General features: G+C 45.6%; 9 protein-coding genes and 1 pseudogene. 3 read left to right on the top strand and 7 right to left on the bottom strand.

Annotation, left to right across the window (positions count from 1 at the left end; genetic code table 11):
* Together ACRBG0_RS23420 and ACRBG0_RS23415 are read right to left on the bottom strand one after the other, a co-directional pair.
* Nucleotides 1-688 (bottom strand): annotated as a pseudogene (locus ACRBG0_RS23420) (hypothetical protein); the annotation flags it as partial.
* Between the two features lie 57 nt (nucleotides 689-745).
* On the bottom strand, nucleotides 746-1,231 hold the full coding sequence (locus tag ACRBG0_RS23415) for a T9SS type A sorting domain-containing protein (RefSeq protein WP_431489270.1): 486 nt from the start codon (nucleotides 1,229-1,231) through the stop codon (nucleotides 746-748).
* A 274-nt stretch (nucleotides 1,232-1,505) separates the two neighbouring features.
* Between ACRBG0_RS23415 and ACRBG0_RS23410 the strand changes: the two genes are divergently transcribed.
* The gene (locus ACRBG0_RS23410; RefSeq protein WP_431489269.1) at nucleotides 1,506-3,374 is read left to right on the top strand and encodes a tetratricopeptide repeat protein; all 1,869 of its coding nucleotides are present in this window, start codon (nucleotides 1,506-1,508) and stop codon (nucleotides 3,372-3,374) included.
* A gap of 171 nt (nucleotides 3,375-3,545) precedes the next feature.
* On the opposite strand, the gene ACRBG0_RS23405 is transcribed toward ACRBG0_RS23410, so the two are convergent.
* The 4 genes from ACRBG0_RS23405 to ACRBG0_RS23390 form a co-directional block, all read right to left on the bottom strand.
* A complete protein-coding gene (locus tag ACRBG0_RS23405) occupies nucleotides 3,546-5,177 on the bottom strand; it encodes a S26 family signal peptidase (RefSeq protein ID WP_431489268.1) in 1,632 nt (543 codons plus the stop codon).
* Between the two features lie 502 nt (nucleotides 5,178-5,679).
* Nucleotides 5,680-6,708, bottom strand: a complete 1,029-nt coding sequence (locus ACRBG0_RS23400) for a c-type cytochrome (protein WP_431489267.1) — start codon at nucleotides 6,706-6,708, stop codon at nucleotides 5,680-5,682.
* 31 nt (nucleotides 6,709-6,739) lie between these two features.
* Nucleotides 6,740-7,651 carry a DUF5777 family beta-barrel protein gene (locus tag ACRBG0_RS23395; protein WP_431489266.1) on the bottom strand — a complete coding sequence of 304 codons (912 nt, stop codon included), beginning with the start codon at nucleotides 7,649-7,651 and terminating at the stop codon, nucleotides 6,740-6,742.
* Nucleotides 7,652-7,675: 24 nt separating this feature from the next.
* Nucleotides 7,676-8,083 (bottom strand): hypothetical protein, encoded by a 408-nt coding sequence (locus ACRBG0_RS23390; RefSeq protein WP_431489265.1) that lies wholly within the window; start codon nucleotides 8,081-8,083, stop codon nucleotides 7,676-7,678.
* 258 nt (nucleotides 8,084-8,341) lie between these two features.
* On the opposite strand from ACRBG0_RS23390, the gene ACRBG0_RS23385 reads away from it, so the two are divergent.
* Together ACRBG0_RS23385 and ACRBG0_RS23380 are read left to right on the top strand one after the other, a co-directional pair.
* Complete coding sequence (locus ACRBG0_RS23385) at nucleotides 8,342-8,752, top strand: BrxA/BrxB family bacilliredoxin (RefSeq protein WP_431489264.1); 411 nt, start codon at nucleotides 8,342-8,344, stop codon at nucleotides 8,750-8,752.
* Nucleotides 8,753-9,056: 304 nt separating this feature from the next.
* Entirely contained in the window at nucleotides 9,057-9,563 is a 507-nt protein-coding gene (locus ACRBG0_RS23380) for a GNAT family N-acetyltransferase (protein ID WP_431489263.1), read from the top strand.
* A 130-nt stretch (nucleotides 9,564-9,693) separates the two neighbouring features.
* Here the strand turns inward: ACRBG0_RS23380 and ACRBG0_RS23375 are convergent, their stop codons facing one another.
* On the bottom strand, nucleotides 9,694-10,620 hold the full coding sequence (locus ACRBG0_RS23375; protein WP_431489262.1) for a bestrophin family protein: 927 nt from the start codon (nucleotides 10,618-10,620) through the stop codon (nucleotides 9,694-9,696).

The raw sequence follows: 10,620 nt of genomic DNA, 5'->3' as shown, positions 1-10,620 counted from the left end.
TAGTGCCTTGAAGCTCCAGGGTTTGATCATCGCTTCCTGCGCCACCTTCCAGGGAGCTTAGGTCTACCTGGCCGCCATCGGTCAGGCTTAGTACATTAGTTCCTTCATTAAACTGTAGTGTTTGCAATTCATTTTGCGGATCAGCATCGGCATCAGCCTGCCCGGCAGGGATGTTGATGGTATTACCTTCCGAGATGGTCAATTCATTGGTATTGGGGTTAAAGGAGATGGTTTGCAGCTCATTTTCAGGGTTGGCATCCGCATCGTCTTTGTCTTCAACGGTCATCGCATGTACTGCTAAAGGCACGGGGAGGATAGGCGAATTCCCCATATAAAGGTAGTTATCGCCTCCTTCTACATCCATTTCTACTTTCAACCAATAGGAGCCGCTGCCCCAATTGATTTCTTCCAAGTCGCCAAAAAGGACGTCTCCATTACCAATATTTAAGGAAAAGATCCCCACTGGGGACGTAAACGTCAAGTGGCGTTCGGCATATTGGACTTCACCGGCTCCGGTACCACTGCCATTGTCAAGAACGATCGATATTTTAAGACCAAGATCGGTATTAGCGTACGGTTGTTGATTGATTCCTCTGGCTACGCCCTGGTATTTAAACAGGGTGGGTGCTTGTGCAAACAAGAAAGCCGTAAAACACAAAAGGAGGGTTACTAAAAGTGATTTTTTCATTTTCTTTAAAATAAATACCCGTTACAAAATGGGTTGGATTAATGAATGAGTTAGGTGTTAAACCTTAATGAGTTTGGTGGTTTCAAATACCGCTTGGCCATCCTGTTTTACGATCAGGAAATAAGCTCCTGCGGGGAGACCATGGAGATCAACGGTCGTACGCAAGTCGTTCAAAACAACCTGCTGAACTAGCCGACCGTAGGGATCATAGAGAAAAGCCTCTAATGGTTTTTCCTGATCTTTCGTAATGGTAAATTGGTTTGTAAAAGGGTTCGGACCAACGCTAACCGTCAATGAACTCTCCTCCACCTCTACGGTGGGTACCAGGTCAAAATAGGTTTGCAAAAAACCTTGAGACAGATGCTGGTTTTCGGCAGAAATTGTTTCCGTAGCCAGCTCTCCAAAACTAGAGTGCAGGGATACACCTTGTACGCTCAGGGAATAGTAATTGGCACCACTTATCAAAGTGGTTGGCTCTATAGATTGCCCCGAAAGGAAGGCATTCCACCAAATGAGTAATAGGATAATACAGATGCTTCTCATAAAATTGATTTTGAACAAGATTACGGGCATTGCATCATCAACAGCGAAAAAAGAGGGGTGTCAAAAGGTAAGCCATCCTTTAAACACAGGTATACAACAGGTAAGTTTACCGTACTTTTACCCCCATAACCTACTGATTATCAATCTATGCTTTTCAACAAGGTGATTCCCTGTTTTTTAGGAGTGCAGAGGTGTCCTAATAAATATTTATTTTCGCATTACAAGTTTCATCCTCCTTACCAGCTCTTGACTAACTATGCTATTTATTCGTTTTTTGAGTACGTTATTGATTGCACTCCTTTTGGTATCTCCTACCCTATCTGCCCAGAACACTGCGGAATGGAAAGCTCAATTAAAATCTGCGGATAAACAACAACAGATTGGTGCGCTTCACCAACTGGTTATCTTGTACCAAAACATCAATTTAGACACAGCCCTACTATACAGCTATGAAGCACTGAGGCTTTCTCAGGAGGTGACCGATGACAGCTTGGTGGGGGTAAGTCATTCGCGTTTAAGCACCAGCTTTTATCATCTTAGGCAAATGGATTCTTTATTGGTACACGCTAAAGCAGCAGAAAAAATAGGTGCACGCCTAACCCTCAATAAAATGCACGCCTTCTCTTTAAAAATGCAAGGTATTGGCTACAACTATCAAGGAGATTTTGCGAAGGCTACAGAAAGCAACCAAAAAGCACTAGAAGTTTACCAAACGATGAAAGACTCGGTAGGTATCGCAGCAACCTATTCTAACCTGGGCCGGATCTACCAAAAAAGCGCTCAATACGACGAAGCCTTACGCTACTTTATCAAAGCTGAAAAGCTTTTTGAGCAGTCGAAAGATGTAAATGGTCAGAGTATCACCGCTGCCCAAATTGGCGACTTGTTTCTAGATATGGAAGCGCCTACAAAAGCCATCAGCTACCTAAAAAAAGCGCTCGAGCTTACTTCCCGTGACAGCTTGCCCATCCAGTATGGCGACCTCTTAAATTCCCTAGGTTCCATTTACCACCAAGAAAAGGTACAACTTGACAGTGCCCAATTCTGCTTCATGGAAAGCCTCAAGCTATTTGAAGAAGTTGGCGATCAACAGGGTGTTGCTATTTCTAACAACAACCTGGGAAATATCTATCGAGACCAAAAAGAATGGCAGAAAGCTTTTTCGCATTATCATACTTCCCGACACATCAACTTGAAAAATCAATGGTTGCCAGGCCTTGCTGAGAATGCCAAAAACCTGGGAATTTACCATCAACTCAAGGAGCAACAAGATTCTGCTATCCACTACTTTTTAATCGCTTATGACATTAGCGAAGAAATAGAACTCGCCTTTAGGGAGGAAGCCATCCTAGAGAGTATCTACCGCTATTACAAGCAAAATGAACAGCCCGCCGAAGCGCTTTTCTACTTTGAAAAACTGACTGCACTAATAGAGGAAACCAAAGGAGAAGCCGTTCAAAAAGAAATTGCAGCGCTGGAAACCAAGTATGAGACAGAGAAAAAGGCATTGCGCATCAAAAGTTTGGAACTGCAATCTAGTTTAGCACAATCCAAAGCCAGAGCACTGATCATTGGCTTGGTTAGCTTAATGATTCTCTTTGGCTTAGGCATTGCTGGTGTTTTCTATCGTAGGCGGAAAGAGCAACAGCTTTTTGCCCTCAAACAAAAAATGCACGAACAGGAAAAGAAGGAGCTAGACCAGGAACTGACCTACAAAACCAAGCAACTGACCTCGCACGCGCTACACATGGTGCAAAAGAACAAGGTACTACAAGAACTCAAGCGGGGAATTACAGACCTGGTAAGCGTTACGGCGGATGCTCAAAACAAAAAGGCTATGCGTTCGCTGGTTCGTCGTATTGATTTCAATATCCAATCTGATGAAGATTGGGATACCTTCAAGTTATATTTTGAACAAACCAATCAAAATTTCTATCAAAACCTGGCCAAAATAAACAAGGACTTGACCGGTACAGAGCTGAAGCTCTGCTCTCTTATTAAATTGAACCTCAACATCAAGGAAACAGCATCAGTCCTCAACATCGAACCGACCAGTGTAAAGACGGCTCGCCATCGCCTGCGTAAGAAATTAAACCTGGAACAAGGGCAGGACCTGACTTCGTTTATCCGTCAAGTGGCTTGATATCTCACGAGGTAAAACCTCGTAGGTACGGAGTACAGGGTATTAGGATTTCAACGAACCTAAAATGGATGCTATACCAAGTACCATTTACTTTTCACCTAGTACTGTGAGATTTGCCTTGGGTGCGCCTTTCTTTCCAGGCACCCGAAAAGGCAAATCTCACATAAGACTTTATCGCTTATCCGCACTACTAAATACGCGGCTCCAGTTGACACCTTTGGCGATGCTACCTTCTTTGAGGCTGAACCAGATGAATAGCGGCTTGCCCACAATGTGGTCATCAGGTACAAAGCCCCATACTCTACTATCTTCAGAGTTGTGGCGGTTATCCCCCATCATCCAGTAGTAGTTCATTTTGAAGGTATACTCCGTAGCAACTTCTCCATTGATCAGGATTTGGCCATTCGCAAATGACAAATCGTTCTCTTCGTAGACCCCAATAATCCGGCGAAACATGTTGATGTTCTGCATATTGATAGGAACAGTTATGCCTTTTTTGGGTATCCAGATCGGACCGTAGTTATCTACCGTCCAAGGGCCATAGTTTTTGCTATCGTGTGGGTATAGCCGATCAGGGTTATAACCGCGGCTAGCATCGGTAGGAAACTCGTAATTTTCAATTTTAATATTAGGATCCATGCCCTGAACGTTCTCTTTTTGTTCGGCTGACATAAAGATGTACCGAACGTTGGGAGCACGCTCATCGCGGATATTGTCTTCTTCTGAAATCCCCCAATCAGCGAAAGGTTGCTCATTGATGGTGGTCGTAGGGAAAGTAACGACATATAAAAACTGCATATTGGTAGGGTTCTCTGCTGGTTTCCCGTTAATATGCACCTGCCGGTCGATAACCTGAAGGGTATCCCCTGGCAAACCGACACACCGCTTAATGTAATGATCGCGCTTATCCAAGGGGCGCGTTACTAAATCTTTAGCACCAGACTTAATGATCTGGTCATAGCGAGGATTAGCATCTCTGACCATACCGTAGCGCACATCATCCACCGTCCAGGTGCGGTCGGGAAAAATGTAGACACTATCTCCGGCCGGCAAATTGAAAACCACAGGGGAATTATGTTCAATTTCTTCCAGTGCTGGTAAGCGTACTGGCTTCAGGCTGGGCTTTTCCCAGTACGACTCTCCTCCAAATTTGGGAACAACATTGTGTAACAGTGGAATCATCGCCACCGTCTTAGGCGTACGGATACCGTAATGTGCTTTACTTACAAAAAGAAAATCACCTACCATCAAAGAGCCTTCCATCGAAGAGGTAGGAATCACGTAAGCTTCAATCAGGAATAAGCGGATAAGCGCTGCCGCAAAAACTGCAAAAATAATAGCTTCGGCCCATTCGCGGCTTTGTCCTTTTTTATAAGGATTCTCGCGCATCAGCTTTTCGTACTGGCGCTTGCTACCTTTCTCTTGCGCTTCGGCCAATTTAGCGGCATAAGCTTTCTCGGCAGGAATAGTAGGCCCGAGGTACTTCTCTTCCGGCCGTGTACCGAGGAAAAAGAAGTAAAAAGGCGTACCCACTACTGCCAGGAAGCTATCCAAAAATCGGTACTTCCCGAAAGAGCGTACCATATCTACGGCCAAACCGGAATAAATGAAGACATTCACAATGGGTACCAACATCCACACGGCCCACCAGGCAGGGCGGCCGACCAGCTTGCTCCATACCACAAAATTGAGCCCAGGTACCAGCCCTTTCCAGCCCGCTTCACCGGCTTTCTCAAATACTTTGTACAAGCTCACACTCAGGAGCACGTAACCAATGATCATCATCCAGGCAAACCAAGACATATGGTTGTTATTTTTCTACTTGCAGCTTTTTTAGCTGTAAATTATTATCGAAGGGCAAAAGAAAGGCAAATTCATGAATCTGCCTTTCTTTTGCGCCAGCTTTTTGCATTAGTAGCGACCGTAAGTTGTTTATTACAGTACTCGTTGCAAAAAATCGAAAGGCAAAGATAGAAATTTGAACCACCAAAGGCACCAAAGGGTGCTTTTTTTGAACCATATAAGAGATTATAAGGGCATATAAGAGGAGCTTACCGACGTAGATTCCATCTACGTTGAACGGGGTATTCAACAAATTAAATTCACGAATTTAACGCTCGCGCCATTAACGACCCACTCACCTATAAACAGCAATGGACGCGCAGGCCTTTAGGCCGGAGCGCGGGCCCCGGAGGGGGCTGGACGAAGGATAGAAGCGGTTCCGCACCTTAGGGGCGGAAAGAGCGGATAGCCTGGTGCCGTATTGGCGGCTGCGCAGCAACGCTAATAACGGCACGGCCCCAAATCAATTCATCCCTTTGCTTACAAAAGCCCGCAAATCCTCTACTTGTTGGTTGCTCATCCGCTCTTGGGTATAGTGGGGCATATAGGCGCGTTTGCCCGGTGAGGGGCTCGTACCATAGCGCAAAACCTGGTAGGACGAATAACGGGAATAGGTGGGAAAATGCTTTTCAAGAAAATTAAAACTGTATGTACTCTCATCCAAATTAAAGAAAGAATAGCGGCGTTCGCCGTGGCAATGCAGACAGCTTTGCTCATAAACGAGGGCACCATTCATGGGGTCGCCTTCTTCTCCGTAGCCTGCTACCCGGTCGGTAGGTGGAACAAGGAAAGTAGCCGGAGAGTGATCCAGGAAATAAGAGTTAAGTAAGGCGGCAGCGGCTTTCTTATCTCCCTTTCCCATCGTTGCTGCCTCTATAGACGAAAGACTATTATCGGGTAGTGACAAATCGCCCATTTTCAAATCTATCGTCCACAGGTAGGCCAAGATAGACTCCATCTCCCAGTCTTCCAGCTCGCGCCCTTGGGCACATTCTGTAGCACACAGGGCTATCGCTCCACGCAGGTCGTTGCGCGCAGGGCGCACCAGGTCGCCGTATTTTTTTTCGTAATCTCCATTGTAATAGGTCTTACGATTCACTACACCATACAGCGTAGTGCCAGGAAGGAAGGGTATATTTTTCTCGGCGACGTAAGCCAAGCGTGCTTCGGGATCGGCGTAACGTAAGTCAGGATCTTCTTTCACGGTATTATGGCAGGACGTACACACAAAGTGCTTACTCTGCCGCCGTGTTTTGCCTTCACCATCAGGATAAGGCACCACCCCCTCGTGTACCAGCTGCCTTCCGATCTCCGCAGAAACATCATCTATATCCGTATTTACACGATGCTCCGCAGGAGCAGCACCCAATGCATCCAGTACTTCAGCGACCGAAGTATCCGAACTGATCTCAATGGGCTTGTCCTGGGGCTGAAAACCAGCCAGCAAACTTAGAAGTAGTAGTGGTGTGAGAAAAATAATAAAGCTGCGCATAAGTTTAGCTAGTTTTTGGGGGGTTGCCGTACTAAAGATTAAACCAACGGGAAATCGTAAATCCTAACCGAAATTGGCCTTCTGTCCAGTCGGTAGTTGTGTAAGGAATAAAATCAGTTTCCATCAAGGCAGTCGCATTGGTAAGATTGACCTGAAAGATATGCCCACTGGTTTCAAACTCGAAGCCTAAGCCAATTGCAGGAAAATAGCCCGTTCCACTCTTGCGGCTATCAATCAAAGGGAAGACAGCATCTGCCAGTAAGCCAAACGTGCGGGTCACCTGCACACGCCCACCAGTACTGATGCTAAACATCCCGTTTTTGTCTTCAAAAGGAACCAGGTTTCGGTGCGTATAACCGGGGCTAACCTGCAAAGAGAATCCGTCACTAAATTTCCTTGCTAGTATCAATTGAACATGGGAAGCCATCCGGTGATTAAAATTCGGAAAGCTTGCTATCGAAGCTTCGTTACCTGCTCCCTCTAGTTTTTCTTGGGTAGAAAGCGAAATCATCCCCATTATCGTTGCAGAAAGCGGAGCTCCTCCATTTTCTTCTTGTTTTGTAAGGCGTAGTTTCCCTATACCATTCAGCAATTGGCGCAAGCCAGGAAAGCCTTCAACGGAAACACCCGCTCCTTTGGAACGGTAAAGGCCCACTGTCAGGCCGTCTGTGACGCCATATTCACCACCAATACCTACATCACTAGCAGTCTCCAAGCCATAGAAAGTAGCAAAACCACCATTATCGCCGCCAATATCACCAAATCGGTGGCTGATCCTAACGTCCAACCGGCCCTTGGGCAAGGTTTCCGGCGAATGAATATTCACTACGCGCGAGTCTTTAAACGTGCGGTAAACTTGATCCTGGGCCGTAAGAGGGTTATTCCCCAACAGGATCATAAAAGCCAAAATAAAGAGGGGGACCATTGTTCCGTTCTGTGTCATCGTGTTATCTTTTCGGGTATATTCTTATTCGGGAAAACCAGCTTCCAGCCAGCATTCAATAATAGTTAGTTCTTCTGATGTGAGATTGATTGGGCGGCTGCTCGGCGCAAAATTGGGAGGCATACCCGTTGTAGGGTCTCCCCGCTGAATAAGTACACGCTGCCGGAAGGTATTATCCTCCAAATAAGGCAACAGCCCACTGTAGCTATCAAAACGCCCTGGCGAACTGTCCAGGTGGCAACCACTATACGCACAACTCACGTCGATGATTTCCTTTATGTCAACGGTATAAGTAGGTTCTTCTACTCCGCAATCAGCCATAATAGGTTCCGGCAATTGATCAGAGGCGCAACTCCCCAGCCAGAACACTGCTAACAAAAGTATAATACACCAAGACTGTCGGTAAATCACTGTATTTTCAGAGATTTTCATAATAGTATTCCGGTTTACTCAACTAAATGAAGCCACCAATTGTAGTATCAGCAGTTCATTTGTCAATTTCGTTTTCAAGTGGACACAAAGAAAAGGTAAAGACAGCATTTTTTTTATCTGCTGGATTACTTTCTCTGTACTAGTGGTGTTTAATCCACTAATACTGCTTAATCACAGAATATGTTGCGGTTTTTGGATTTTTTTTTGTCCGTAACCACAGACTATTTTAAATTTGTAACTACAAAATCTTTATCAAATATGTATCCAGTAGAATTAACTACCCCAATGGCTCAAGACTTAACCAACTTTGGTTTTCAGAGTCTGTCAACGGCGGAAGATGTTGATAACGCATTGAGTAAGTCCGGTACTACCTTACTGGTTGTAAACTCTGTTTGCGGTTGTGCTGCTGCCAATGCTCGGCCAGGTGCCAAAATGGCTACCCAGAATGACAAGGCTCCCGACAACATGGTTACCGTGTTTGCCGGTGTAGATAACGCTGCTACTGCCAAAGCACGCGAACACCTACTGCCCTACCCTCCTTCTTCGCCAGCTATTGCTTTGTTCAAAGATGGCAAGCTCGTACACTTCCTCGAAAGACACCACATCGAGGGCCGTTCCGCTGAGATTATCGCTCAGAACCTCAAAATGGCTTTTGATCGTTATTGCTAGAAAGCTAAACGAACCTAGTACAGCTTCGTAAGCTTAAATTCCGAGGGTAGTATTTCTACTATCTTCGGAATTTTTTTTGCCCTTTTTCTTTGGGGCCGTAGCGGCGCTGCGCGCGCTACCGCTTGTTTCGCTCTTAGTGCCTGCTACGCTGTGCACTACCACTTCACCAGCTCGTCCTTGCGCCCTCCGGGCACCGTGCTCCGGCCTAAAGGCCTACGCGAAAATGGCTGTTTAGGTGGGTGGATTCATGAAAGGCAAATTCATGAATTCGCCCTGGTGCTGATGGTTCAAAAAAAAATCGACCATGATTCAAACATCCCGGCTAATCCTGCGCGAACTCACCACCGATGACGCCCCCTTTATGCTAGAACTCCTCAATTCTCCGGGTTGGCTCACCTACATTGGCGACCGTAATGTACACAATGTAGAAGATGCCAAAAAATACATAACAGAAAGGAACATCCCCAGTTATCAGAAATACAATTTTGGCTTCTATGCCGTTGTACGCCTTGAGGATCAGGCTGTCATTGGCACTTGCGGTATGGCCCAGCGCGATTTTCTCGATGACCCCGACATTGGCTTTGCTTTCCTTCCCCAATACACCGGCAAAGGCTATGCATTGGAAGCTGCCCAGGCGGTGATGAATTATGCACAACAAGAACTGGGCATAAAGAAGATCTTCGCCTTCACATTACCCATCAACGGACCATCAATCCGACTGCTAGAAAAAATCGGTCTCCGCAATGCAGGCACTTTTAACATCCCCGACGATCCGGAAGACTTATTGCTATTTGTAAAAGAAATAGAATAGGTTGATTACCACATATCTGTCTGGATTGGTTTAAACACATAGACACATAGCTTGAAATTGCCGGTTTCCAATTCTTATAAAAAAAACTATGTGCCTATGTGATAAAAACGTACCTGAATTAATTTCATCCCTAAAACACCTTCTCGTACAACTCTCGTTCGTGGGTATCGATAGGTTTCCGGTTCTCTAAGATTTCAAAGACATTCTTTTTGATGGTATGAGCAATATCGCCGGTAGGCAAATCATTACAATCCAAGCCGAAAGGGTCTTCAATTTCCTCCCCAAGCAACTCTACCCCCAGCAGGGCAAAAAAGAGAAACATCGCCAGCGGCACGGCCATCATGTGAAAACTCGTCACCAGAGCGAAAGGCAATAAAAGGGCATAAGCACTGATGAAAATTTTCAGATACACCGCGTAGGAAAAAGGAATAGGTGTCTTCTTAATTCGCTCGCAAGCGCCCAGGATATCCAGAAACGACTGATGCTGTGCTTTGATGTTAATATAGTCCCCTTCGTTAATTGTCCCATCTCGGTGATCAGCAGCTATCTTTTTAAAAATCTGCTGAGAGATATAATTCGGAATATGATCTTTCTTTTCGTAAACCTCGCGCTCCTCTTTGGGCAAAAAAATCAGTTTATCCAGCTCCGTTCCTTCCCGCAGGTGATCTACCAATGCAATACAAAAATTACTGACGTGGCTCGCCATCCAATGCCGCGTGTCCTCCTCTTCTTCAGGGTACATACTATCGACGTAGATCGCAAAGTTCCGGGTGTTGTTCACCAAAGCACCCCATTGCTTGCGGGCTTCCCACCAGCGATCATAGGCGGAATTGGTACGAAAGACCAGGAAAATACTCAAAATAACACCTAGGAGAGAGAAAATACTGGTATTGAGCTGCACATATTCCCCCCAGTTCATTTTTTCAATCACCAAGCACGCCACAAGCGAGTATACGCCCATTATTCCCACCGCCCGCACAATACGGGTCATGGTCCAACTTTTGAATAAGTGACTGACATCTCCCAGCCAGTTTTGATTTGTTTTATAAAGGATCAT

Source organism: Lewinella sp., from assembly GCF_050633125.1.
Taxonomy (GTDB): Bacteria; Bacteroidota; Bacteroidia; order Chitinophagales; family Saprospiraceae; genus Lewinella.
This window is presented reverse-complemented; position numbering and strand designations above follow the sequence as displayed.

Coding starts and splice junctions, on each gene's coding strand:
- ACRBG0_RS23415 (WP_431489270.1), bottom strand. CDS start 1,231: ATGAGAAGCATCTGTATTATCCTATTACTCATTTGGTGGAATGCCTTC.
- ACRBG0_RS23405 (WP_431489268.1), bottom strand. CDS start 5,177: ATGTCTTGGTTTGCCTGGATGATGATCATTGGTTACGTGCTCCTGAGT.
- ACRBG0_RS23400 (WP_431489267.1), bottom strand. CDS start 6,708: ATGCGCAGCTTTATTATTTTTCTCACACCACTACTACTTCTAAGTTTG.
- ACRBG0_RS23395 (WP_431489266.1), bottom strand. CDS start 7,651: ATGACACAGAACGGAACAATGGTCCCCCTCTTTATTTTGGCTTTTATG.
- ACRBG0_RS23390 (WP_431489265.1), bottom strand. CDS start 8,083: ATGAAAATCTCTGAAAATACAGTGATTTACCGACAGTCTTGGTGTATT.
- ACRBG0_RS23385 (WP_431489264.1), top strand. CDS start 8,342: ATGTATCCAGTAGAATTAACTACCCCAATGGCTCAAGACTTAACCAAC.
- ACRBG0_RS23380 (WP_431489263.1), top strand. CDS start 9,057: ATGATTCAAACATCCCGGCTAATCCTGCGCGAACTCACCACCGATGAC.
- ACRBG0_RS23375 (WP_431489262.1), bottom strand. CDS start 10,620: ATGATCCTTTATAAAACAAATCAAAACTGGCTGGGAGATGTCAGTCAC.